We start from the raw sequence: 23,019 nt of genomic DNA on the forward strand, positions 1-23,019 counted from the left end.
CTTGGGGGAGGGTGGGCCGAGATCCGACCTAGGTCACGCGGACGCGCGGCCGATCGTGGCGCGCAGGTAGCTCAGGTCTCCGAACGCCGCCATCAACCCGTTCTCCGGGAATTCGAAGCCGTTCGCCGCGTGCGCCTCCCGCGCCGGTGACGCCGTCACCGCCCAGCCCCTGTCGGTCAGGTACCTGACGACGTCGTTGCGCTCGCCGCTGTACACCAGGTTGCTCATCTCGATGTCGGACCCGAGGTCCTTCATCCGGTCGGTGAGATCCTTGGACCGCGAGTCGACGAACGACGCGACGTCGTCGACCTGCTCGGTCGCCAGGCTGCTGCCCGGGGCCGACAGCTCGGTGATGAGGTCGAACAGCCTGTCTTGCGCCTCGCCCGGCAGGTAGATCAGCAGCCCCTCGGCGCTCCACGCGGTGGGCTGGCTGGGGTCGAAGCCGCTGTCGCGCAACGCCTTCGGCCAGTCCTCGCGCAGGTCGACGGCGACGGTCCGGTGCGTCGCGGTCGGTGCGGCACCCAGGCCGGCGAGCGTCGTCTTCTTGAACTCGATGACCTCCGGCTGGTCCACCTCGTAGACCACGGTGCCGTCGGGCCACGGCAGTCGGTAGCCGCGCGAGTCCAGGCCGGCCGCCAGGATCACCGCCTGACGCACGCCCGTCGCCGCCGCGTCGAGGAACATCTGGTCGAACCACCGCGTGCGCACCGCCATGCTCTCGGCGGCCAGACGCGCCGTGAAGGACGGATCGACGTCCTCGAACTGGATGTCACCGTCGATCATGCGGGTGAAGAAGTCGACGCCGACGGCCCGCACCAGCGGTTCGGCGTACGGATCGTCGATCAGCTGCTCGCGGTGGCTCAGCACCCGCTGCGCGGCCACCATCGTCGCGGTGGCGCCCACGCTCGAGGCCAGGTCCCACGAGTCGCCCTCGGTACGTGCCATCGTCGTTCTCCTTCAGCTCAGGGTTGCGGTCAGGTAGCCGGAGTTGGCGCCGAACGACGCCAACTCGTCGTCGGGACGGGTGAAGCCGTTGGTGGCGTACGCCTCGTCGATCGAGCGGACCGACGTCGTCCAGCCCTGCGCGGCCAGGTAGTCCTTCGCGCTGTTGCGCTCGCCGAGGTAGAACAGCTCGGCCAGGTTGATGTCGGATCCGAGCCGCCGGGTGCGTGCGGTCAACTTCTCCGCCCAGTCGGCGGGCAGGCCCGTCATGTCCATGTGCTCGGTGGCGACGCGGCTGCCGGGCGCCGACAGCGCGGTGATCTCGTCGAACAGCCGGTCCTGCGCCTCGGGCGGCAGATAGGGCAGCAGGCCCTCGGCGATCCAGGCGGTCGGTGCGCTCGGGTCGAAGCCCGCGGCCCGCAGCGCGGCAGGCCAGTCGTCGCGCAGGTCGACGGGGACGGCGTGGTGGTCCGCGGTCGGGTGGGCGTCGAGACCGGCCAGCGTCCGGGTCTTGAACTCGATGACCTCGGGCTGGTCCACCTCGAACACGACCGTGCCCGCGGGCCACGGCAGCCGGTAGCCGCGGGTGTCGAGGCCGGCGGCCAGGATGACGGCCTGGCGCACGCCGTCGCGCGACGCGTTGACGAAGAAGTCGTCGAAGAAGCGGGTGCGGACCGTCATCTGCTCCATCATCGCGCGACGGTTCAGCAGCGGGTCGTCCTCGTCGAGCGGCTCTCCGTCGGCGACCCTGATGAAGTGGTCGACGCCGACGGCGCGGACCAGTGGCTCCGCCCAGGGATCGGCGAGCAGGGCGTCGGGGCCCTTGGACGCGGCGGCCCGGGACGCGGCGACCGCCGTCGCGGTGGCACCGACGCTCGAGGCGAGATCCCAGGTGTCTCCGTCGTGTCGTCCGGTGGTGCTGGTCATGGCGTGCTCCTCACTGCTGCGGGGTGGTTGACGTGGTTCAGGACCTGGTGGCGACGACCGCCAGCGAGTCGCGCATGGCGGCGAACGGCTCGCCGCCGGCGAAGGTGCGGCCGTAGTGGGCGAACATCTCGGTGCGCGTGCGGGCCGTCGACGTCCACCCGAGGCCTGCGAGGTAGTCGACGACGGGCGTGCGATCGCCGCCGTAGAAGAGGTCGCCGAGGTCGACGGTGAAGCCGTGCTCGCGCCACACGTCCTTCATCGCGCCGGCGCGGTCGGCCAGGGCGGACCCGCCGTCGGGGTGATATTCGGTGGCCAGGCTGCTGTCGGGGGCCGACAGCTCGGTGACGTCGTCGAACAGCCTGTCCTGCGCCTCGGGCGGCAGGTACACCAGCAATCCCTCTGCACTCCACGCCGTCGGCACGCTTGCATCGAACCCGGCTACCCGCAGAGCGTCGGGCCAGTCGTCGCGCAGGTCGACCGCGACGGTGCGCCGGTCGCAGGTCGGGACGGCGCCCAGGTTCGCCATCGTGGCGGACTTGGCCTCGATCACCCGCGGCTGGTCGATCTCGAACACCGTGGTGCCGTCGGGCCAGTCCAGGCGGTACGCCCGGGAGTCCAGGCCGGAGGCCAGGATGACGGCCTGCCGCGTGCCGGCCCGGCAGGCGTCGACGAAGAAGTCGTCGAAGAACCGGGTCCGGACGGCCATGACGGCGGTCATCATGGCCGCGGCGCCGCCGTCGTCCGCGTCCGTCGTGGTGATCTCCCCGGAGACGAGCTTGGTGAAGAAGTCGATGCCGACGGCCCGCACCAGCGGTTCGGCGAACGGGTCCTCGATGAGCGGGTCGGGTTCCTTGGACGCGAGCGCCCGCGCGGCGGCCACCATCGTGGCGGTGGCCCCGACGCTGGAGCCGAGGTCCCAGCTGTCGGCGTCGGACCGGGTCACCGGAAGTTCTCCACCGCAGACTCCAATTACTTAGCCGATGTAATGAACACGGCTGACTGTACGCTCCGAATCTGGGAGCCCCATGGGAGCCGTACACCCACACGGGATGCGGGTCGGGGCGAACGCAACTGTTACTCTCGTAGACTGTTTGACACGCGATGTCGCAGGCTGTCAGCTTGCGGCGGGATCGCGCAGGACATAACCCAAACGCGCTGGTCGGACCAGCCACATTTGCATGCCGCGGCACGAACTCGGCTGCGCAGGAGGAAGAGTGCTTTCGGCTTTCATCTCATCGCTGCGGACAGCCGACCTCAGACGCAAGATCCTCTTCACACTGGGAATCGTCATCCTGTACCGGGCCGGCGCCACGCTGCCGTCCCCAGGCGTGAACTACCCCAACGTGCAGAAGTGCATCGAGCAGGTCCAGGGTGGCGACTCCGCGCAGATCTACTCCCTGATCAACCTGTTCTCCGGTGGCGCGCTGCTGCAGCTGTCGGTGTTCGCGGTGGGCGTCATGCCCTACATCACCGCGAGCATCATCGTGCAGCTGCTGACGGTCGTCATCCCGCGCTTCGAACAGTTGCGCAAGGAAGGTCAGTCCGGCCAGGCCAAGATGACGCAGTACACCCGCTACCTCGCGGTGGCGCTGGCGTTGCTGCAGGGCACCTCGATCGTGGCGCTCGCCGCAAACGGCGGGCTGCTGCAGGGCTGCACGCTCGACATCATCCAGGACTCCTCGATCTTCTCGCTGGCCGTCATCGTGCTGGTGCTGACCGCGGGCGCGTCGCTGGTGATGTGGATGGGCGAGCTGGTCACCGAGCGCGGCATCGGCAACGGCATGTCGCTGCTGATCTTCGCCGGCATCGCCGCCCGCATCCCGTCCGAGGGACAGCTGATCCTCGAGAGCCGCGGCGGGGTCGTCTTCGCCCTCGTCTGCGTCGCCGCCCTGATCATCATCGTGGGCGTCGTCTTCGTCGAGCAGGGCCAGCGCCGCATCCCGGTGCAGTACGCCAAGCGCATGGTCGGCCGCAAGATGTACGGCGGCACGTCCACCTACCTGCCGCTGAAGGTCAACCAGGCGGGCGTCATCCCCGTCATCTTCGCGTCGTCGCTGATCTACGTGCCGCAGCTCGTCACCCAGCTGGTCCGCGGCGGTAGTCCCAGCACCGGCTGGTGGGACGAGTTCGTCGCGAACTACCTGACCAACCCGGCCAGCCCCGTCTACATCGCCATCTACTTCGGCCTGATCGTGTTCTTCACGTACTTCTACGTGTCGATCACCTTCAACCCCGACGAGCGTGCCGACGAGATGAAGAAGTTCGGCGGGTTCATCCCGGGCATCCGTCCGGGCAGGCCCACCGCCGACTACCTGCGGTACGTGCTCAGCCGCATCACGCTCCCCGGCTCCATCTACCTGGGCGTCATCGCCGTCCTCCCGAACCTCTTCCTCGAGATGGGCAACTCGGGCTCGGTCCAGAACCTGCCCTTCGGCGGTACCGCGGTGCTGATCATGATCGGCGTCGGCTTGGACACGGTGAAGCAGATCGAGAGCCAGCTGATGCAGCGCAACTACGAAGGGTTCCTCAAGTGAGAATCGTGTTGTTGGGACCGCCGGGCGCGGGCAAGGGCACGCAGGCCGAGAAGCTGGCCGAGAAGCTGGGCGTACCGCACATCTCGACCGGCGACCTGTTCCGGCACAACATCACCAATGAGACCGAACTGGGCATCGAGGCCAAGAAGTACCTCGACGCCGGCGACCTGGTCCCGGCCACCCTCACCAACGCGCTCGTCGACGACCGGCTGGACGACGACGACGCGGCCTCGGGGTTCATCCTCGACGGCTACCCGCGTTCGGTGGAGCAGGCCGAGGCCCTGGGCGAGATCCTCGCCAAGCGCGACCTCAAGCTCGACGCCGTGCTCGAGTTCCGGGTCTCCGAGGACGAACTGCTCACCCGCCTCAAGAGCCGCGGTCGCGCCGACGACACCGACGACGTCATCCTCAACCGGATGAAGGTGTACCGCGACGAGACCGCGCCGCTGCTCGACCACTACTCGGCCGAGTTGAAGACCGTCGACGCCGTCGGCGGCCTCGACGAGGTCTTCGCCCGCGCCCTGCAGGCGCTCGGAAGGTAATCCATGATCGGCCTGCCCGGACTACGGGGGCGCAAGGTCGTCGCGCAACGCTCCGACGGTGAACTCGACGCAATGGCAGCCGCCGGCGCCCTGGTCGCGGCCGCGCTGCGGGCCGTGCGCACCGCCGCGTCGCCCGGCATGTCCACCCTGGAACTCGACGCCGTCGCCGAAGCCGTCATCCGTGACGGCGGTGGCGTGCCGTCCTTCCTCGGCTACCACGGCTTCCCGGCCAGCATCTGCTCGTCGGTGAACGACCGCGTGGTCCACGGCATCCCCACCGACGACGACGTGCTCGCCGTCGGCGACCTGGTGTCCATCGACTGCGGCGCCATCCTCGACGGCTGGCACGGCGACTCGGCCTTCACGTTCGGCGTCGGCGAGCTGATCCCCGCCGACGCGGCGCTGTCGGAGGCCACCCGCCTGTCGATGGAGGCCGGCATCGCCGCGATGATCCCCGGCAACCGGCTCACCGACGTCTCGCACGCCATCGAGGCCGGCACGCACGCCGCGGAGCGGGAGCACGGCCGCAAGTACGGCATCGTCTCCGGCTACGGCGGCCACGGCATCGGCCGCGAGATGCACATGGACCCGTTCCTGCCCAACGAGGGCGAACCCGGTCGGGGACCGCACCTGGCGCCCGGCTCCGTCCTCGCGATCGAGCCGATGCTGACCCTGGGCACCACCCGCACCGAGGTGCTCGAGGACGACTGGACCGTCGTCACCGCCGACGGCTCCCGCGCCGCGCACTGGGAGCACACCGTCGCCGTCACCGAGGACGGTCCGCGCATCCTGACACTGCCGGCCTAGCGCCGACCGTGCCCAGTCACCGCTCGGACGCCAAACCAGATCCGATCGCGCTCGCGCGCGCGAACTGGGAGCGGGCCGGCTGGGGAGACGTCGCGGACGGCATGGTGGCGGTCACCTCGGTGATGCGGGCCCACCAGATCCTGCTCGCGCGGGTCGAGACGGCGCTGCGGCCCTACGACCTGAGCTTCTCGCGCTTCGAGCTGCTGCGCCTGCTGGCGTTCAGCAGCACGGGCGCACTGCCGATCACCAAGGCGTCCGACCGGCTGCAGGTGCACGTCACCAGCGTCACGCACGCCATCCGGCGCCTCGAGGCCGACGGCCTGGTGGAACGCACGCCGCATCCGACCGACGGGCGCACCACGCTGGTGCGGCTCACCGACCTCGGCCGATCGACGGTCGAGGACGCCACCGAGACGCTCAACACCGAGGTGTTCGCCGACATCGGGATCTCCGACGAGGCCTCACGCACCCTCGCGGCGGCCATCGAGTCGCTGCGCCACCACGTCGGCGACTTCTAGTCCGCCTGCGGCGACGGCAGCGGGATGGTCGCCGTCACCGTGGTCCCCGACCCGGGGCGCGACCGGATGTTGAGCCTGCCGCCGACGATCTCGGCGCGCTCCGACATCGACAGCAGCCCGTAGCCACCCATCTCGTCGCCGCCCAACGGGTTCTCGAACCGGTCGAATCCGATGCCGTTGTCCTCGATCTCGAGCCGCGCCACGTCGGCCGCGACCGAGAACGTCAGCCGCGCGTTGGTGGCCTGGGCGTGCTTGACGACGTTCTGCAGGCACTCCTGGGCGATGCGGTACAGCGCGAGTTCGACGTGATCGGGCAGCCGCGTGTCGGTCAGGTCGACGTCGACGATCACCTGCGGGATCGATCGCGCCAGGCTCGCGAGCCCACCCGCGAGGCCGAGGTCGTCGAGCACCGGCGGGCGCAGGCCGCTGATCGCCGCGCGCGCCTCGCCGAGGGTCAGCGCGACCAGCTCGCGGGCGAGCGCGATCTGTTCGGCCGCGGTGGCGGTGTCGTCGCCGACCGCGCGGCTGGCGGCGTCCAGCCGGTAGGACAGCGTGACGAGCCGCTGGCTGATCCCGTCGTGGATGTCGCCGGCCAGCCGTCGGCGCTCGATCTCCTGGGCCTGGATCACCTGCTCGACGAAGTTCTCGTGCGCGCGTTCGCGGGCCACCAGCTGGCGGTGCAGCCGCGCCTGGTGCATCGCGCCGGCGATCAGCCTGCCGATCACCAGCAGCAGTTCGACGTCGCGCCGGGTGAACTCGCGCCGCTCGACGGTGTGCACGTTGAGCACCCCCACCAGACCGCCCGGATCGGTCTCCATCGGCACCGACACCATCGACGTGAAGTCCGAGCCGCGCAGCGACTCGAACGGCTTGTAGCGCGGATCGGATTCCTTGTCGTGGATGATCACCACCGGCTCGCGATGGCTCGCCACCCACCCGGACACGCCCTGGCCCAGCGGGAGTCGGATCCTGCCGGCCTGACTGTCGAACGGCGGCGTGGCACCGGTCAGCGTCAGCGAGCGGTCGGTGTCGTCGAGGACGTGCACGAAGCAGACGTCGGTACCGGTGGCGGCGGTGATCATCCGCGCCGCGGCCGCCGCGAGGGGCTCGACGCCCGGGCCGCTCGAGGCGGCCTGGATGAGTTCGCGCAGCAGCGCCAGCTCGCGGTCGGCGGTGAGGACCTCGGCGTCGGTCACTGGTAGATGCCTTCCCGCAGTGCGGTGGCCGCCGCACTGGTGCGGTCGCTGACGCCGAGCTTGCGGTAGATCGACCGCAGGTGCGTCTTGACGGTCTCGTCGCCGATCACCAGCTTGCCCGCGATGCCCTTGTTGGACAGGCCGTTGACCACGCACGCGAGGATCTCGCTCTCGCGCTGCGTCAGTCCCTGGCGGGCGCCGGGCCAGAACTCGTCGCGCTGCAGGCGCGCGGCGGTGTCGACGGCGCGCGCCGCCATCACGGGGTCGATCGCCGTCTCGCCGCGGTGGGCGAACTCGAGCTGCCGCACCAGCTCGTCGCTGCTGATGCTCTTGAGCAGGTACCCGGACGCGCCGACCCGGAGCGCCTGGAACAGGTATTGCTCGTCGTCGTACACCGACAGCATCACCACCTTCCGGCCCGGGCTGCGGGTGCGGAGTTCGGCGCACAGGTCCAGACCGCTCGCACCCTGCATGCGGACGTCGCACAGCACGATGTCGGGGTCCAGGTCGTCGACGACCTGCAGCGCCCGCTCGGCCCCGACGGCCTGCCCGACCACCCGGACGCGGTCGCCGAACGTCACGAGCATCGCCTTGAGACCCTCGATGACCATCTCGTGGTCGTCGACCAGCACGAGCCGGACCGGATCGGGCGTCATGGGACTCACCATAGGTGCCGTCGGGGCGGTGTTCGCCCAAGTCGGCCGACGCGGCGCACCCGACCTCGCCACCCCAATCCCCCGGATGGGGGAGGACGCCGACTGTGACGTGGGACACGCTGATGGCCATGTCGGTTGACTGTGCGACCCGGTCGTTCTGGTGGGATGCCGGCCGCCCCGCGGATGCCGCGGTCGAGGCGCTCGGCGCCGTGGTCTTCGACCTCGACGGGGCGCTGGCCGACGTCGAGCGGCAGGGGCAGCGGGCCGCGTTCAACGCCGCGTTCGCCGCGCACGGGCTGGACATCGCCTGGTCGGAGGGGGAGTACGGCCGCCTGGTCCGCATCGGCGACGAGCAGCGCCGCATCGCCGCCGCCCTGCGCCGGCGCGGATTCGGCCGGGTGAGCAGCGAGGTCGCGGCGCACGTCCACCGCACCAAGGACGATCTGTTCGAGGCCGCGGTGCTCGCCGGCGACGTCACGCCGCGCACCGGTCTCGACGACCTGGTCAACAGCCTGTTCTTCGCGGGCGTGCCGGTCGCGGTGATCAGCCGGGGCGCGCGGTCCTGGGTGGCGCCCCTGGTCCGCCAGCTGATCGGCGACGGCATCGCAGAGACCATCGTGACGCCCGACGACCTTCCCCGCGCCTCCGGCGACCCCGACCTGCACGGTCAGGCCCTGTGGGAGTTGGGCATCGGACCGGAGAGCGCACTCGCGGTCGCGGGCACCGGCCGCGGGTTCCTCGCGGCGCGGTCGGCCAAGCTGACCACCCTGGTGGTGACCACCGGCTACTCGGCGGGCACCGACTTCACGGGAGCCGTCGAGGTCCGCGCCGGATACGACGGTCTGCTGGCCGGGGGTTGCGAGCTGATGCACCGGCGGGCGCAGATCACCCGCTAGGAGTCGCGGAGCATCTCGATGACCGCGCTGAAGTCCTTGTCCGCGTGGTCCTCGTTGAACGCCTGGTAGATCTCGGCGGCGTGCGTGCCCAGCGGCGCGGTCGATCCGGTCGACTGGACCGCCGCCATCGCCAGACCGAGGTCCTTGTTCATCAGCGCCGTCGCGAAGCCCGGCCGGAAGTCGTTGTTGGCGGGCGACGTCGGAACCGGCCCCGGCACCGGGCAGTTGGTGTGCACCGACCAGCAGTTGCCGGTGGCCCCGGTGATGACGTCGAACAGCGACTGCGCCGGCAGGCCCAGCTTCTCGGCCAGCACGAACGCCTCGCCGATCGCGATCTGCTGCACCGCCAGCACCATGTTGTTGCACAGCTTGGCGGCCTGACCCGCACCCGAGGCGCCACAGTGAATGACCTTGCCCGCCATCGGATCCAGCACCGGCCTGGCCCGCTCGACGGCCGAGTCGTCGCCGCCGACCATGAAGGCCAGCGTGCCGGCCGTGGCGCCCTTGATGCCGCCGGAGACGGGCGCGTCGATCTGCTCGAAGCCCGCCGCCTTCGCGTCGTCGTGGAGTCGACGGGCGTCGTCGACGGAGATGGTGGACGTGTCGATGAACAGCGCGCCCGGCGCCGCCGCGGGCAGCGCCTCGGCGTAGGCGGACGTCACGATGCCCCCGTTGGGCAGCGACGTGATGACGACGTCGGCGCCGGCGACCGCCTCGGCACCGCTGCCGAACGTGCTGGCGCCCTTGGCTTCTGCGGCCTGGGCGAGTGCGGCCACGGGGTCGAAGCCCCGCACGGTGTGGCCCGCCGCGACCAGGTTGGCGGCCATCGGCCCGCCCATGTTGCCCAGCCCCAGGAATGCGATCGTCGACATCGATGTCTCCAGTCGTTGTTAGGACGCGCGGACGCGGGCAGCCTCGGCCCGTCCGATCACCACGCGCATGATTTCGTTGGTTCCCTCGAGGATGCGGTGCACCCGCAGATCGCGGACGATCTTCTCCACGCCGTACTCGCTCAGGTAGCCATAGCCGCCGTGCAGCTGCAGCGCCTGGTCGGCCACGGTGAAGCACGCGTCGGTGACGTAGCGCTTGGCCATCGCGCACAGCTCGACCTTGTCGGGGTGATCGGCGTCGAGCGCGGACGCCGCCTTCCACAGCAGGTTTCGCGACGCCTCCAGCGAGGTGGCCATGTCCGCCAGTGTGAAGCGGATGGTCGGCTCGTCTAGCAGCGACCCGCCGAACGCCTCGCGGTCGCGGACGTAGGCGGCGGCCATGTCGTACGCGGCCCTCGCACCGCCCAGCGAGCAGGCGGCGATGTTGATCCGGCCGCCGTTGAGGCCGGTCATCGCGATGCCGAAACCGGTGCCCTCGCCCTCGGGGCCGCCGAGCATCGCGTCGGCGGGGATGCGGGCGCCGTCGAACACGACCTGCGCGGTGGGCTGGGCGTTCCAGCCCATCTTGTGTTCCTCCGCCCCGAAACTCACTCCGGGCGTGTCCTTGTCGACCACGAACGCCGAGATGCCGCGCGGTCCGTCACCGCCGGTGCGGGCCATCACGACGTAGACGTCGGACACCCCCGCGCCGGAGATGAACTGCTTGACCCCGTCGAGGACGTAGTGGTCACCATCCCGAACGGCCTTGGTGCGCAACGCACTCGCGTCTGAGCCTGCTCCCGGCTCGGTCAGGCAGTAGCTGGCGATCAGTTCCATCGACGCGAGTTTGGGCACCAGCGTCTTGCGCTGCTCGTCGGTGCCGTAGCGGTCCACCATCCACGCGCACATGTTGTGGATCGACAGGAACGCGGCGACGGTCGGATCCGCGACCGAGAGCTGCTCGAAGATCCGCACGCCGTCGAGCCGGGTCAGGCCGCTGCCGCCGGCGTCCTCCTGGCAGTAGATCGCCGCCATGCCGAGTTCGGCAGCCGCCCGCAGCACGTCGGTGGGGAAGTGCTTGGTGGCATCCCAGTCCAGCGCGTGCGGCGCGATCCGCTTGACGGCGAACTCGGCCGCGGTCTCGGCGATGACGCGCGCGTCGTCGTCGAGCCCGAAGTAGTGGTCCACCTACTTACTTCATCGTGGGGATGGAGAACTCGGCCCCATCCTTGATGCCCGACGGCCAGCGCTGGGTGACGGTCTTGGTCTTGGTGTAGAACAGGATCGAGTGCGGGCCGTGCTGGTTGAGGTCGCCGAAGCCGGACCGCTTCCAGCCGCCGAAGGTGTGGTACGCCACGGGAACCGGGATCGGGACGTTGACGCCGACCATGCCGACCTGGACGCGGGCCACGAAGTCGCGGGCGGCGTCGCCGTCGCGGGTGAAGATCGCCACGCCGTTGCCGTACTCGTGCTTCGACGGCAGCTCGAGCGCTTCGTCGTAGTCCTTGGCGCGCACGATGCACAGGACGGGGCCGAAGATCTCGTCGGTGTAGATGCTCATGTCGGGCGTGACGTGGTCGAACAGGGTGGGGCCGATGAAGTAGCCGCCCTCGAGGCTGGCATCGCCGAACGCCAGGTCGTCGCTGGCGCGTTCGCGGCCGTCGACCACGATGTCCGCGCCGGCCTCGACGCCCGCGTCGATGTAGCTGCGCACCCGCTTGAGTGCGGCCTCGGTGACCAGCGGGCCGTAGGTGGCCTTCGGGTCGAGGCTGTGTCCCACCCGCAGTTCGTTGACGCGCTCGGTCAGCTTGGCGCGCAAGCGGTTTGCGGTCTCCTCGCCGACGGGGACCGCGACGCTGATGGCCATGCAGCGTTCGCCGGCGCTGCCGTAGCCCGCGCCGATCAGGGCGTCGACGGCCTGGTCGAGGTCGGCGTCGGGGAGGATCACCATGTGGTTCTTGGCGCCGCCGAAGCACTGCGCGCGCTTACCGTTCGAGGCGGCGGTCGTGTAGATGTACTGCGCGATGTCGGAGCTGCCGACGAAGCCGACGGCCTGGATGTCGGGGTGGGTGAGGATGGCGTCGACGGCCTCCTTGTCGCCCTGCACCACCTGGAAGACACCCTTGGGCAGCCCGGCCTCCTCGAACAGTTCCGCCAGGCGGATCGGCACCGACGGGTCGCGCTCGGAGGGCTTGAGGATGAACGCGTTGCCGCACGCCAGCGCGGGGCCGGCCTTCCACAGCGGGATCATCGCGGGGAAGTTGAACGGCGTGATGCCGGCGACCACGCCGAGGGGCTGGCGCAGCGAGTAGACGTCGATGCCGGTGCCGGCGCCCTCGGTGTACTCACCCTTGAGCAGGTGCGGGATGCCGATCGCGAACTCGATCACCTCGACGCCGCGCTGGATGTCGCCGAGTGAGTCCTCGAAGGTCTTGCCGTGCTCGATCGACAGCAGCTCGCCGAGTTCCTGCTTGTTCTGGTTGATCAGGTCGACGAACTTCATGAACACCCGCGCCCGGCGCTGCGGGTTCCACGCCGCCCACTCCTTCTGCGCCTCGACGGCGATCGCCACGGCGGCGTCGACGTCGGCGTCGGAGGCGAGGACGACGTGCGCCTGCACCTCGCCGGTGCTGGGATTGAACACGTCGGCGGTCCGGGTGGACGACCCGTCGGTGCGCTGTCCGTTGATGTAGTGCTGGATGTGCGTGGTCTGCGTGGTGGTCATGGTGGAACCCTCTCGACGGCGACGTCTCCTCGGAGATACTAGGAAATCCTAGTAATTCGTCGGTAGGGTCCGCAAGGGTGCGTCGAGGCCGCAACTGTCCGCTGAGCGAAGTCACTGCACGGCGACGTGTAGGCGACAACGAAGACCTTCGTCAATTTTGCCGCCGCAGTGGTGTCATCGCAGGTCAGGGGAATATGATCATGATGGCGGCGGCGGGTGAAAGGTTGCTTACGGTCCGACGCAAGGCGATGAAGTGGTTGCAACCGATCTTGAGCCCGCAGGGTCGCCCGAGTCGCCGCCCCAGAAGCGATGAGTTCGGCGCACGTCGTCGGTCAGCACTCGCATGACCAACCCGACGTTCTCGGAACTGCAGTGCGTCGCCGTGCCCGTCACCGATCAGGACCGGTCCAAGGCCCTGTTCGAGGACCTCGGCTTCAGCACCACGATCGACGCAGAGTTGCAGCCCGGCTTCCGCTGGCTGGAACTCGCGGCACCCTCCGGCGGCTCCTCGATCGCCCTCGTCCAGACCGGTGCTGACCTGCCGGTGGGGATCGATACGGGCATCCGGTTCGTCACCCCCGACGCGCGTGCCGCCCACGCGGCATTGGCCGCGAAGGGACTGACGGTGGGCGACCTTCTCGACTGGGAGACGGCGCCGCTGATGTTCAGTTTCGTCGACGCCGACGGCAACCGGTTCTACGTCACCCAGCGTGCGTGAACTCGCGGTTCTTCGCGGCGTGTCGCCCGCAGACACTGGAGCCGCTTGCGGAACGGTGGCCGGTGAGGGTGCGTGACTCACCAGACGCGGACGTAGTCGATCAGCATGTCCGCGGGGTAGGTGCCGCCGCGGGGATCGCCGCCACCGGAGCCGGCCACCGCGAGGTCGAGCACCGGAGACAGCGTGAAGCCGGGATCGTTGAACTGCCAGTCCGGCAGAGAGTCCGCGGCCACCGTGAAGTACGGCTGCGCGCCGTCGACGTAGTCCTTCCAGAACCGCATGCCGGCGTCGTCCCACGTGACCCGCCAGGTGTGCCAGGCGCTGTCGACGGAGATGGTCTGGCTGACGTGTTCGCCGCCGTTCAGCTTGGCGTGCACGGCCGTTCCCGGCGCCCAGCTGCCGTTGCCGTACCACTCCATGACGTCGACCTCACCGCCGTCGACGGGGTTGTCGTTGGAGAGGTACCACGCCGGCCAGGCTCCCGGTGTCAGGCAGTTCAGTTTGATGCGCGACTCCCACGTGTGGCCGATGCCGCCGTAGAACGTGCTGAACACCTTGCCGCTGAAGAACGTCGGGCCGTCCTTCGCCGCGTGGAACACCAGATTGGAGTTGCCGTCGACGTAGACGTTGCGACGGTCGTTGCGGTACTGGCCGACGTTGCCCGGCTGTTCCCAGAACGTGGGGTCCTCCATCGACTCGCGCGCCTTCGCGACGAGCCACTTCGACGGATCGGGCGCGGACCCGGCGGGACCGTCGAACTCGTCGCGGAACACGTACGTGCGCGCGGCGGGCGGGGCGGCCGTCGCGCGCGGCAGGGGAACGGTGGCCGCGAGCAGGCCCACACCGGTCAGGGACAGCAGGCGACGACGGTCGATGTCAGGCACGACTGCTCATGGAAGCCGGTGTGGCACCGCAGGGCAACCGGCGCGAGCGCGCCGGATGGCGTCCGGAGCCGGGTTCGGCCGCCTCAGCAGCGCGGATGCCCGTTGCTGCGAATGTCCTGGGAATCCGTCAGCGCAGGCCGTCGGTGAAGGCCGTGGCCTCGTCCCACGTCGGCAGCTGGCCGGCGGCCTCCACGTCGGCCAGCAGCGGCGCCGCGGCGTCCCGGTCGGAGAGCACGAAGTCGGAGATGGGCCAGTCGATGCCGATCGCGGGGTCGGTGGCGCGGATGGTGTGCTCGCGACCGGGCGCGTAGCCCGCCGAGCACATGTAGGCCACCGTCGAGTTCTCCTCCATGGCGAGGAAGCCGTGGGCCAGCCCCTCGGACAGGTAGATGGAGCGGCGGTCCTGATCGTCGAGCAGGACGGAGTCCCACTGACCGAACGTCGGCGACCCGACCCGGATGTCGACGACGACGTCGAACACCGCGCCGCGCAGGCACGTCACGTACTTGGCCTGGCTGGGCGGCAGCTGCGCGAAGTGCAGGCCGCGCAGCACGCCCGCCGACGACACCGACACGTTCGCCTGGTGCAGATCCAGGCGGTGGCCCGTCATCTCGGTGAACTCGCGGTCGGTGAACCACTCGAAGAACAGCCCGCGCGGATCGGGGTGAATGGCGGGCGTGATCTCCCAGGCGCCCGGGACGCGCAGCTCGCGGAACGTCACTGGCCGCGTCCCGCGTAGGTGGCCTCGACGCCGTCCTTCAGTGGGCGCCACCAGGATTCGTTCTCCCGGTACCAGTCGATGGTCTCGGCCAGTCCGGACTCGAAGTCGGTGTGCTTGGGTGCCCAGTGCAGTTCCTCGCACAGCAGCGTCGGGTCGATGCCGTAGCGCAGGTCGTGGCCGGCGCGGTCGGTGACGTGGTCGAAGTCGTCCTCGTCGTGGCCCATCAGGCGCAGTACGGCCCGCATGACCGAGAGGTTGTCGCGCTCACCGTTCGCCCCGATCAGGTAGGTCTGACCGATGGTGCCGCGTTCGAGGATCAGCCACACCGCGCGATTGTGGTCGTCGACGTGGATCCAGTCCCGCACGTTGGCGCCGGCGCCGTACAGCTTGGGCCGACGCCCGGTGAGCACGTTGGTGATCTGGCGCGGGATGAACTTCTCGACGTGCTGGAACGGCCCGTAGTTGTTGGAGCAGTTGGAGATCGTCGCTTGCACGCCGTACGAGCGGACCCACGCGCGCACCAGCATGTCGGAGGCGGCCTTGGTGGCCGAGTACGGGCTCGACGGGTTGTACGGCGTCGACTCGGTGAACCGCTCCGGGCTGCCGATCTCGAGATCGCCGTACACCTCGTCGGTCGACACGTGGTGCAGCCGGACGCCGTGCCTGCGGACCGCTTCGAGCACCGCGAACGTGCCCATGACGTTCGACCGCAGGAACGGCTCGGGATTGGCCAGCGCGTTGTCGACGTGTGTCTCGGCGGCGAAGTGCGCGACGGCGTCGGACTCGGCGACCAGTCGGTCGACCAGGTCGGCGTCGGCGATGTCGCCCCGAACCACCCTGACGTCGTCGGCCACCGCCGCCAGCGACTCGTGGCTCCCCGCATAGGTCAGGGCGTCGAGCACGGTGACCTCCGTGCCCGGATGCTCCCTGACCACCGCGTGAACGAAGTTCGCACCTATGAAACCGGCCCCCCCGGTGACAAGCAACCGCATGGTGGCCAACCCTAGCCGGACGCCGACTACCCCGTCAGGCCGAGCGGTCCCGCGAGTTCGGTCAGCGCGGGCACCAGCTTGTCCGGGCCGCCCAGCACCTGGATGGTGACGTGGTCGGCGCCCGAGCCGTGATGCTCCTCGAGACGGGCGGCGATCGCCTCCGGCGTGCCGTGCGCGACGACCGCGTCGATCAGCTTGTCGCTGCCCGGCTTGGCCAGGTCCTCGTCGGTGAAGCCGAGCCGCTTCCAGTTGTTCAGGTAGTTGCTCAGATTCAGGTAGAAGTCCACCGCGCCGCGACCGACCTCGCGTGCCTCGTCGACGTCGGTGGTCAGCACCACCTTGTGTTCCGGCGCGAGGTACACCGAGTTGCCCAGGATGTTGCGGGCCTGTCCCGTGTGCTCCGGGGTGGTCAGGTAGGGGTGGGCGCCCGCGCTGCGACGTGCCGAGAGCTTCAGGACCTGGGGCCCGAGTGCGGCGATGACCCGCCGGCTGGTGGGCACCTTTGCGGCGTCGAGCGCGTCGAGGTACTCGACCAGCACGTCGTAGGGCTTGCGGTACTCCTCGGTGTGCTCGGGATGCCCGATGCCGACGCCCAGCAGGAAGCGGCCCGGGTACGCCTCCTCGACGCGGTGGTACGCCTCGGCGACCTCCGCGGCCTTGGCCGTCCACACGTTGACGATGCCGGTGGCCACCTGCAGCGTCTCGGTCGCCTCGAGCAGCGGCTCCACGAAGCTCAGGTCACCGGCGGGGGAGCCGCCGACCCAGATCGCGCCGTAGCCCAGCTTCTCGATCTCGGTAGCCTGCTCGGGTTCCGGTGCGCCGAACGTCCAGACGCCGTAGCGGCCGAGGTCGGGCTTGAGGGAAACGGACTCGGTCATGTGTCTGTCCTTCGAGGGTCAGCGCAGGCCCAGCGGCCCGGCGAGTTCGGTGAGCGCTGGGACCAGCTTGTCAGGTGAGGTGAGCACCTGAACCGGCACGTGGTCCGCGCCCGCCTCGAGGTGCTGCTTCAGCCTGGTCGCGACGTCCTCGGCCGTGCCGTGGGCGACGACGGCGTCGACGAGTGCGTCGCTGCCGGGCTTCGCGACGTCGGCGTCGGTGAAGCCGAGGCGCTTCCAGTTGTTCACGTAGTTCGCCAGGTCGAGGTAGACCGCGAGCGCCTTGCGGCCGACCTCGCGGGCCGCGTCGGCGTCGGTGGTGAGCACCACCTTGTGCTCGGGGGCGATGAACGCGTCCGGGCCGACGAGTTCGCGTGCCTGGGCAGTGTGCTCGGGCGTGGTCAGATACGGGTGCGCGCCTGCGCTGCGGCGCGCCGAGAGCTTGAGTACCTGCGGGCCCAGTGCGGCGACGACGCGACGGTCCTCGGGTACGCCGTGCCGGTCCAGCTCGTCGAGGTACCTGGTGAGGGCGGCATAGGGCTTCTCGAACTCGGTGTTCGCCTCCGGATGGCCGACGCCGATGCCGAGCAGGAACCGGCCCGGGTACTCCTTCTCGATGCGGTGGAAGGACTCCGCCACCGGGCCCGCCGCGGCCGACCAGATGTTGACGATCCCGGTGGCCAGCACGAGCGTGTCGGTGGCGGCGAGGATCGGGTCGACCCACTCGAGTTCGGCGGGTGGTGAGCCGCCGGCCCAGATGGCGCCGTAGCCCAGCGACTCGATCTCGCGGAGTCGCTGCGGGGAATGCTGGCGCCACTGCTCGTAGTGGCCGAAGACGCCGTACCGTCCGAGATTGGGTGTCAGGGTATGAGCCATGGTCGGGTCAACCCCGGGTGCGACGACGCCTATTCCGTGCCGGCGGCGGCGAGTTCGCCCGGCGTCGGCGTCACCGGCGGGGGAGCCTGCAGCGGCAGCGTCACGACGAAGCGGGTGTCACCAGGCTTGCTCTGCACCGACATGTTGCCCTGGTGCTTCTCGACGACGATGCGCCAGGCCAGGTCGAGCCCCAGCCCGGTGCCCTCGCCGAACGGCTTGGTGGTGAAGAACGGCGTGAAGATGCGGCCGATGATGTCCTCGGGGATGCCGGGGCCGTCGTCGCAGATCTCGACGCGGATCATGTCCTCGTTCTCGCGTGCGGTGCGGACGGTCAGCGTGCCGTGGCCGTTCATCGCCTGGATGGCGTTCTCGATGAGGTTGGTCCACACCTGGTTGAGATCGCCTGGGTAGCAGACCATGTCGGGCAGCGTCTGGTCGGTGTCCTTGACCAGGGTGATCGGCCGGCCCTTGCCCTGGTGACCGATCTTGTCGCCGAACATCATGATCGTGCTGCGGAGCAGTTCGTGGACGTTGGCACTCTGGTAGGCGCCGCGGTCCATCTGTGAGTACTGCTTGGCGTCGCTCAGCAGGGCCGAGATCCGCTTGCTGGCCTCGGCGATCTCGTTCATGCGCAGCTCGGTGTCGATCGTGTACTTGAGCCAGCCCAGCGCGCCCTGCAGCGATGCCGTGGCGTCCACCTCGTCGACCGAGGCGAGGATGCGCTCGAGCCAGTCGGTGTCCAGGCCCGCCTCAACGAACGTGGGTGCGTAGTCCCAGGCGCCGATGATCTCGTGGTCGTCGAGCCAGTCGCCGATCGCGTCCTCGCGGTCGGAGGACTCCAGCGCGGACAGTTCGATCGACTTCGACTTCGCGACCTGTTCGGCGACCTCGTCCTGGATGCTCACCAGCACGCGCAGCGCCTCGGGGGTGAACTTGCCGTTCGCCAGCATCGCCAGCTTGTGGCGCATCTTGCCGACCGTCTCGCGCAGGTCGGACGTGGCGCGTGCGGTGGCGGCGGCGGGGTTGTTCAGCTGGTGGGTGAGGCCCGCGGTGATGGTGCCCAGCGCCAGCAGCTTCTCGCGCTGGCCGATGATCTGGCTCTGCCTGCGGCCGCCGACCATGTGGCCCTCGAGCAGGTGCACCGCCATCGGGAACTCCGAGCGCATGAACGCCGCGAAGGCGTCGGCGTCGAGCACGAAGAACCGCGACGACATGGTGAGCCGCACCGACGCCTGATAGGTGTGCTCCTCGCCGGGTACGTACGCCGACCAGGCGCCGCAGTAGACCCCGCGCTGCGAGGTGCGGCCGGTCTGGATGTCGACGCCGCCGGAGCGCTTCGTCATGATCAGTTCGCCGTCGAGCATCACGTAGAAGCACGTCGCCGGGTCACCCTCGGTGCACAGCGGACCCTCCGGGAAGGTCTGGATGCTCCCGTCCTGGCACAGCTGGTCCAACTGCTCGTCGCTCAGCTTCTCGAAGAGAAACAGCGTGCGGAGTTCGTCTCGTACGCACTGCTCGCCCACGGCGGACGTCCTTTCGGTTCCTGATGTCACGCTTCGGCCAGATACCGGTGCACCAGCATCACCGCCATCGACCCTTCACCGACTGCCGCCGCCACGCGCTTGGCGGAATCGGACCGTACGTCTCCTGCAACAAAGACACCGGGCACACTTGTTTCCAGGTGGTGCGGCGGACGGTCCCGGTGGCTCCAGCCGATCTTGTCCTTGAGGTCCGGCCCGGCCAGGATGAACCCGCGGTCGTCGAGCGCGAGAACGCCGTCGAGCCACTTCGTTCTGGGGGTCGCCCCGATGTAGCAGCACATCCGCCCGGCGTGGACGGTCGTGCGCTCGCCCGATTGCTTGTCGAGGAGTACCAGCCCGGCGAGGTGATCGTCCTCGCCGATCGTGTCGACCACCTCGGTGCACGTCAGGACGTTGATCTTGTCGTTGTTCTCGATCTGCTCGATGAGGTAGTGCGACATGGACGCTTCCAGCGACGGCCCGCGCACCAGCATCGTCACCGACTTCGCGGTCTTCGACATGAACATCGCGGCCTGGCCGGCCGAGTTGGCGCCGCCCACGATGTAGACGTCCTCGTCACGACATTCCTCGGCGTCGGACACCGACGCGCCGTAGTAGACGCCGCGGCCGACGTAGTTGCAGCCATCGGGGTCGTCGGGGTTGCTCCAACACCCCCCGACCTTCAGCTCCTGGTACTCCACGCCCGTCGCGAGGATCACCGAGCGGGCACCGATCGTGCTGCCGTCCTCGAACTCGATGGTCGGCGCCGTGTCGCCCACGTGCAGCTTCACGACGTCGCGCGTGGTGATGACCTCGGCGCCGAACCGCTCGGCCTGCCGGCGGGCGGAATTGGTCAGCTCGGCGCCCGAGACGCCGATCGGGAAGCCCAGGTAGTTCTCGATCCGCGAGCTACGACCGGCCTGACCGCCGGTGGTGGCCTTCTCGATGAGCACGGTCTCGAGTCCCTCCGACGCGCCGTACACCGCTGAGGCGAGCCCCGCAGGCCCGCCCCCGATGACGGCCAGGTCGTACAGGGGCAGCGAGGGCTCTGTGGACAGGCCCAGCAGTTCGGCCAGCTGACCGTCGGTGGGTTCGACGAGTGCCTCACCCTTGTCGGTGATCACGACGGGGAGTTTCCGGCCGTCGAGTCCGGCGGCTTCGAGCAGCTGTTCGCCCTTGGGTTCGTCGGCCATGAAGGCCGTGAACGGGAACTGGTTGCGCGAGAGGAACTGGCGCACCTCCCACGACCGCTGGTTCCAGCGATGGCCGATCACCTTGGTCCCGGACATGCCGCGGTCGCCGATCGCACGCCAGTCCTCGAGCAGGCCGTCGATCACCGGGTAGAGCTTCTCCTCCGGCGGGTCCCACGGCTTGAGCAGGTAGTGGTCGAGGTCGACGACGTTGATCGCGTCGATCGCGGCGTGCGTGTCGGCGTAGGCGGTGAGCAGCACGCGCTTGGCCAACGGGAAGACGTCCATGGCCTTCTCGAGGAACTCGATGCCGCTCATGTGGGGCATGCGGTAGTCGGCGACGAAGACCGCCACCGTCTCGCCGCGCAGCTTGAGTTCCTTCAGGGTGTCGAGCGCGTCGGCGCCCGACTCGGCCCGCACGATGCGGTACCGCTCGCCGTAGTGACGGCGAAGGTCGCGTGCGACCGCACGGGAGACGGCGGGGTCGTCGTCCACGGTGAGGATCGCAGGCCTTCGGGGCTGGTGCTCGGGTCCACTCATCACGGATCATTATGCGCCGTCCGTCCAGCGGATACCGGGTCAGCACCGGGGTTCAGCCGACGGTGGAAAACCCGGTCGACGGGCTCCCTAGGCTGCAGTCATGACGACACTCGAATTCTCCGACTCCGTGCTGATCGCGCGAACGCTCGACGAGGTGTACGGCCTGGTGTCCGACGTCACCCGGATGGGCCAGTGGAGCCCGATCTGCAAGGCCTGCTGGTGGGACGACGAGTCGGCGGGCCCGGAGGTCGGCGCGTGGTTCACCGGTCGCAACGAGACGCGCGAGCGCACGTGGGAGACCCGCAGCCAGGTGGTCGCGGCGGACCCCGGCCGCGAGTTCGCGTGGGAGGTCAACGAGGGCTGGGTGCGCTGGGGCTTCCGGATCGAGCCGGCGGACGACGGCACCCGGCTGACGCAGGACTGGGCGTTCCTGCCGAAGGGCGTCGCCGGCTTCGGTGAGCGCTTCGGCGACGACGCCGAGGCGCAGGTCGCACTGCGCAGCGAGCAGGCGCTCAGCGGCATCCCGGTGACCCTCGCCGCGATCAAGGCGACGGCCGAGGCGGGTTAGCCCCGACCGTTCGGCGTCACCGATTCGGTGGGACTGTTCAGCATCGCGGCCACGTCGATGCCCGAGGTCTTGAGTGCCTCGACGATCTTCGCCACTGCCAGCGGGCTGACGCCGAGGATGCCGCCGACCGCGTCCTGGGCGTCGCCGGCGCCGCCGATGATCGACAGCCGGTCGATCTCCGCCAGCGGGGCGGACGCCGCCTCGGTGGCCTTGACGACCGAGTTCAGCACGTCGGGCAGCATCAGCATGCGGGCGGCGTCTGCGGTGTAGCTGTTCAGCGCCGCGGCGATCTCCTTCTTGCCGGTGGCCTCGGCCACCAGCTTCGCCTCGATGCCGGCGGCCTCGGCGAGCTGCTCGACGCGCAGCGCGTCGGCGAGTTCCTTCTTGCCCGCGGCCTCGGCGACGAGCTTGGCCTGCAGGCTGTCGGCCTCCGCCTGCTTCTCCACGCGCAGCGCGTCGGCGGCCGCCTTGCGGGCGTCGGCCTGCGCCTGGCCGGCACGGATGGCGGACTCGGCCTGGGCCTCCGCGGCCAGGATCGCGGAACGACGCTGACCCTCTGCGCGGGCGATGTCGGCCTGGCGCTGGGCCTCGGCGGGGGCGATCACGTCGGCCTGCAGGGCGGCGGTGGCCTGCTCGCTGCGCCGCTGCTCGACCTCGATGCGGGCGGTCACGCGGGCGGCCTCGGCCTGCTCGGTGGCGATGCCGACGTCCTTCTGCGCGCGGGCGTTGGCCAGCGGCCCGGCCATGTCGGCCTGGGCGTTCTCGGCCTCGGTCTGGGCACGCAGCCGCGCGAGTTCGACGTCGCGCTTCTGGTTGGCCGACGCGATCGCGGTGTCGGCCTCGGCCTGGGCGACCGAGCCGGCCTGGCGGGCCTTCGCGGACTGGATCTGCGCGTCGCGCTCGGCCTCCGCGGTGCCGATCGCGGCGTCGCGCTTGACCTCGGCGATGCGGCGCTGACCCAGCGACTCCAGGTAGGCGTTGCGGTCGGAGATGCCGGCGATCTTGAGGACGTCGACCTCCATGCCGATGCGGGCGAGGTCGCCGCCGGCCTCCTCCACCACGCTGCGGGCCAGGGTGTCGCGATTGGAGTTCAGGTCCTCGACGGTCATGGTCGCGGTGATGCCGCGCAGGCTGCCCGCGAGGATTTCGTTGATCTGGCGCTGCAGCTCGTTGAGGTCGGAGGTGAGGAAGCGCTGCACCGCCGTCTGCACGGCCTCCTCGGACGATCCGATGCGGACCAGGCCGACGGCTTCGACGTTGACCGGAACGCCGTTGTTTGACAACGCGTTCTGCAGGTTGATGCTGACGTTGAACGGTTCCAGGCTCATGATGTCGACGCGTTCGATGCCGGGCACCCGGAACCGGGCGCCGCCGCGCACCACCTTGGGCGTGCCACGGCCGGTGAAGACGGCGACCTCGTTGGGCGGCACCTTGATGTAGTTCTTCACGTAGACGAGGGGCAGCGCCACGAACAGCAGCAGGGCCGCGATCACGGAGACGGTGACGATCAGGAGGAGAGACAC

23 protein-coding genes are annotated in these 23,019 nt (G+C 69.6%); 7 read left to right on the forward strand and 16 right to left on the reverse strand.

Annotated features, from left to right (window positions below):
• Window positions 1-33: 33 nt before the first annotated feature.
• From AC1MEY_RS00645 to AC1MEY_RS00655, 3 genes are read right to left on the reverse strand one after another with little or no spacing between them, the layout of a single operon-like run.
• Window positions 34-945 carry a class I SAM-dependent methyltransferase gene (locus AC1MEY_RS00645; RefSeq protein ID WP_480228836.1) on the reverse strand — a complete coding sequence of 304 codons (912 nt, stop codon included), beginning with the start codon at window positions 943-945 and terminating at the stop codon, window positions 34-36.
• Between the two features lie 12 nt (window positions 946-957).
• Complete coding sequence (locus AC1MEY_RS00650; RefSeq protein WP_480228837.1) at window positions 958-1,869, reverse strand: SAM-dependent methyltransferase; 912 nt, start codon at window positions 1,867-1,869, stop codon at window positions 958-960.
• Window positions 1,870-1,906: 37 nt separating this feature from the next.
• Window positions 1,907-2,812: a class I SAM-dependent methyltransferase gene (locus AC1MEY_RS00655; RefSeq protein WP_480228838.1), complete on the reverse strand. Its 906-nt coding sequence runs from the start codon at window positions 2,810-2,812 to the stop codon at window positions 1,907-1,909.
• Window positions 2,813-3,083: 271 nt separating this feature from the next.
• Here AC1MEY_RS00655 and secY point away from each other — a divergent pair, with 271 nt between their 5' ends.
• From secY to AC1MEY_RS00675, 4 genes are read left to right on the forward strand one after another with little or no spacing between them, the layout of a single operon-like run.
• Complete coding sequence (gene secY / locus AC1MEY_RS00660; RefSeq protein ID WP_480228839.1) at window positions 3,084-4,403, forward strand: preprotein translocase subunit SecY; 1,320 nt, start codon at window positions 3,084-3,086, stop codon at window positions 4,401-4,403.
• Entirely contained in the window at window positions 4,400-4,945 is a 546-nt protein-coding gene (locus AC1MEY_RS00665; protein WP_480228840.1) for an adenylate kinase, read from the forward strand. Before secY ends, AC1MEY_RS00665 begins: the two co-directional genes overlap by 4 nt.
• A 3-nt stretch (window positions 4,946-4,948) precedes the next feature.
• Window positions 4,949-5,752, forward strand: coding sequence for a type I methionyl aminopeptidase (gene map / locus AC1MEY_RS00670; RefSeq protein ID WP_480228841.1), 804 nt, complete (start codon window positions 4,949-4,951; stop codon window positions 5,750-5,752).
• An 8-nt stretch (window positions 5,753-5,760) separates the two neighbouring features.
• Window positions 5,761-6,270 (forward strand): MarR family transcriptional regulator, encoded by a 510-nt coding sequence (locus tag AC1MEY_RS00675; protein ID WP_480228842.1) that lies wholly within the window; start codon window positions 5,761-5,763, stop codon window positions 6,268-6,270.
• Here AC1MEY_RS00675 and AC1MEY_RS00680 read toward each other — a convergent pair.
• Both AC1MEY_RS00680 and AC1MEY_RS00685 read right to left on the reverse strand, forming a co-directional pair.
• On the reverse strand, window positions 6,267-7,466 hold the full coding sequence (locus AC1MEY_RS00680; protein ID WP_480228843.1) for a GAF domain-containing sensor histidine kinase: 1,200 nt from the start codon (window positions 7,464-7,466) through the stop codon (window positions 6,267-6,269). The genes AC1MEY_RS00675 and AC1MEY_RS00680 overlap by 4 nt on opposite strands.
• Entirely contained in the window at window positions 7,463-8,122 is a 660-nt protein-coding gene (locus AC1MEY_RS00685; RefSeq protein ID WP_480228844.1) for a response regulator, read from the reverse strand. The genes AC1MEY_RS00680 and AC1MEY_RS00685 overlap by 4 nt, the downstream gene beginning before the upstream one ends.
• Before the next feature lie 128 nt (window positions 8,123-8,250).
• Here AC1MEY_RS00685 and AC1MEY_RS00690 point away from each other — a divergent pair, with 128 nt between their 5' ends.
• Window positions 8,251-9,018 (forward strand): HAD family hydrolase, encoded by a 768-nt coding sequence (locus tag AC1MEY_RS00690; protein WP_480228845.1) that lies wholly within the window; start codon window positions 8,251-8,253, stop codon window positions 9,016-9,018.
• On the opposite strand, the gene mmsB is transcribed toward AC1MEY_RS00690, so the two are convergent.
• Genes mmsB through AC1MEY_RS00705 form a run of 3 tightly spaced genes read right to left on the reverse strand, consistent with a single transcriptional unit; the run spans window position 9,015 to window position 12,612 of the window.
• Window positions 9,015-9,890, reverse strand: a complete 876-nt coding sequence (gene mmsB / locus AC1MEY_RS00695; RefSeq protein ID WP_480228846.1) for a 3-hydroxyisobutyrate dehydrogenase — start codon at window positions 9,888-9,890, stop codon at window positions 9,015-9,017. The two genes, AC1MEY_RS00690 and mmsB, sit on opposite strands and share 4 nt — an antisense overlap.
• An 18-nt stretch (window positions 9,891-9,908) precedes the next feature.
• Window positions 9,909-11,075, reverse strand: coding sequence for an acyl-CoA dehydrogenase family protein (locus AC1MEY_RS00700; RefSeq protein WP_480228847.1), 1,167 nt, complete (start codon window positions 11,073-11,075; stop codon window positions 9,909-9,911).
• 4 nt (window positions 11,076-11,079) lie between these two features.
• Window positions 11,080-12,612 (reverse strand): CoA-acylating methylmalonate-semialdehyde dehydrogenase, encoded by a 1,533-nt coding sequence (locus AC1MEY_RS00705; RefSeq protein WP_480228848.1) that lies wholly within the window; start codon window positions 12,610-12,612, stop codon window positions 11,080-11,082.
• A 343-nt stretch (window positions 12,613-12,955) separates the two neighbouring features.
• On the opposite strand from AC1MEY_RS00705, the gene AC1MEY_RS00710 reads away from it, so the two are divergent.
• Window positions 12,956-13,330 (forward strand): VOC family protein, encoded by a 375-nt coding sequence (locus AC1MEY_RS00710; RefSeq protein WP_480228849.1) that lies wholly within the window; start codon window positions 12,956-12,958, stop codon window positions 13,328-13,330.
• Window positions 13,331-13,407: 77 nt separating this feature from the next.
• On the opposite strand, the gene AC1MEY_RS00715 is transcribed toward AC1MEY_RS00710, so the two are convergent.
• From AC1MEY_RS00715 to AC1MEY_RS00745, 7 genes are all read right to left on the reverse strand, one after another.
• Complete coding sequence (locus AC1MEY_RS00715) at window positions 13,408-14,214, reverse strand: glycoside hydrolase family 16 protein (RefSeq protein WP_480228850.1); 807 nt, start codon at window positions 14,212-14,214, stop codon at window positions 13,408-13,410.
• Between the two features lie 127 nt (window positions 14,215-14,341).
• A complete protein-coding gene (rfbC, locus tag AC1MEY_RS00720; protein ID WP_480228851.1) occupies window positions 14,342-14,935 on the reverse strand; it encodes a dTDP-4-dehydrorhamnose 3,5-epimerase in 594 nt (197 codons plus the stop codon).
• Window positions 14,932-15,927, reverse strand: coding sequence for a dTDP-glucose 4,6-dehydratase (gene rfbB / locus AC1MEY_RS00725; RefSeq protein ID WP_480228852.1), 996 nt, complete (start codon window positions 15,925-15,927; stop codon window positions 14,932-14,934). Before rfbB ends, rfbC begins: the two co-directional genes overlap by 4 nt.
• 26 nt (window positions 15,928-15,953) lie before the next feature.
• Window positions 15,954-16,805: an LLM class F420-dependent oxidoreductase gene (locus AC1MEY_RS00730; RefSeq protein WP_480228853.1), complete on the reverse strand. Its 852-nt coding sequence runs from the start codon at window positions 16,803-16,805 to the stop codon at window positions 15,954-15,956.
• An 18-nt stretch (window positions 16,806-16,823) separates the two neighbouring features.
• Window positions 16,824-17,678, reverse strand: coding sequence for an LLM class F420-dependent oxidoreductase (locus AC1MEY_RS00735; RefSeq protein WP_480228854.1), 855 nt, complete (start codon window positions 17,676-17,678; stop codon window positions 16,824-16,826).
• A gap of 29 nt (window positions 17,679-17,707) precedes the next feature.
• A complete protein-coding gene (locus tag AC1MEY_RS00740) occupies window positions 17,708-19,201 on the reverse strand; it encodes an ATP-binding protein (protein WP_480228855.1) in 1,494 nt (497 codons plus the stop codon).
• 26 nt (window positions 19,202-19,227) lie between these two features.
• Window positions 19,228-20,928: an FAD-dependent oxidoreductase gene (locus tag AC1MEY_RS00745; protein WP_480228856.1), complete on the reverse strand. Its 1,701-nt coding sequence runs from the start codon at window positions 20,926-20,928 to the stop codon at window positions 19,228-19,230.
• Window positions 20,929-21,028: 100 nt separating this feature from the next.
• Here AC1MEY_RS00745 and AC1MEY_RS00750 point away from each other — a divergent pair, with 100 nt between their 5' ends.
• A complete protein-coding gene (locus tag AC1MEY_RS00750) occupies window positions 21,029-21,496 on the forward strand; it encodes an SRPBCC family protein (RefSeq protein ID WP_480228857.1) in 468 nt (155 codons plus the stop codon).
• Here the strand turns inward: AC1MEY_RS00750 and AC1MEY_RS00755 are convergent.
• Complete coding sequence (locus AC1MEY_RS00755) at window positions 21,493-23,019, reverse strand: flotillin family protein (RefSeq protein ID WP_480228858.1); 1,527 nt, start codon at window positions 23,017-23,019, stop codon at window positions 21,493-21,495. The two genes, AC1MEY_RS00750 and AC1MEY_RS00755, sit on opposite strands and share 4 nt — an antisense overlap.

Source organism: Mycobacterium sp. PTI7, from assembly GCF_056679845.1.

Coding starts and splice junctions, on each gene's coding strand:
- AC1MEY_RS00735 (WP_480228854.1), bottom strand. CDS start 17,678: ATGGCTCATACCCTGACACCCAATCTCGGACGGTACGGCGTCTTCGGC.
- AC1MEY_RS00750 (WP_480228857.1), top strand. CDS start 21,029: ATGACGACACTCGAATTCTCCGACTCCGTGCTGATCGCGCGAACGCTC.
- AC1MEY_RS00730 (WP_480228853.1), bottom strand. CDS start 16,805: ATGACCGAGTCCGTTTCCCTCAAGCCCGACCTCGGCCGCTACGGCGTC.
- map (WP_480228841.1), top strand. CDS start 4,949: ATGATCGGCCTGCCCGGACTACGGGGGCGCAAGGTCGTCGCGCAACGC.
- mmsB (WP_480228846.1), bottom strand. CDS start 9,890: ATGTCGACGATCGCATTCCTGGGGCTGGGCAACATGGGCGGGCCGATG.
- AC1MEY_RS00645 (WP_480228836.1), bottom strand. CDS start 945: ATGGCACGTACCGAGGGCGACTCGTGGGACCTGGCCTCGAGCGTGGGC.
- AC1MEY_RS00710 (WP_480228849.1), top strand. CDS start 12,956: ATGACCAACCCGACGTTCTCGGAACTGCAGTGCGTCGCCGTGCCCGTC.
- AC1MEY_RS00705 (WP_480228848.1), bottom strand. CDS start 12,612: ATGACCACCACGCAGACCACGCACATCCAGCACTACATCAACGGACAG.
- AC1MEY_RS00650 (WP_480228837.1), bottom strand. CDS start 1,869: ATGACCAGCACCACCGGACGACACGACGGAGACACCTGGGATCTCGCC.
- AC1MEY_RS00745 (WP_480228856.1), bottom strand. CDS start 20,928: ATGAGTGGACCCGAGCACCAGCCCCGAAGGCCTGCGATCCTCACCGTG.
- AC1MEY_RS00685 (WP_480228844.1), bottom strand. CDS start 8,122: ATGACGCCCGATCCGGTCCGGCTCGTGCTGGTCGACGACCACGAGATG.
- AC1MEY_RS00690 (WP_480228845.1), top strand. CDS start 8,251: ATGTCGGTTGACTGTGCGACCCGGTCGTTCTGGTGGGATGCCGGCCGC.
- rfbB (WP_480228852.1), bottom strand. CDS start 15,927: ATGCGGTTGCTTGTCACCGGGGGGGCCGGTTTCATAGGTGCGAACTTC.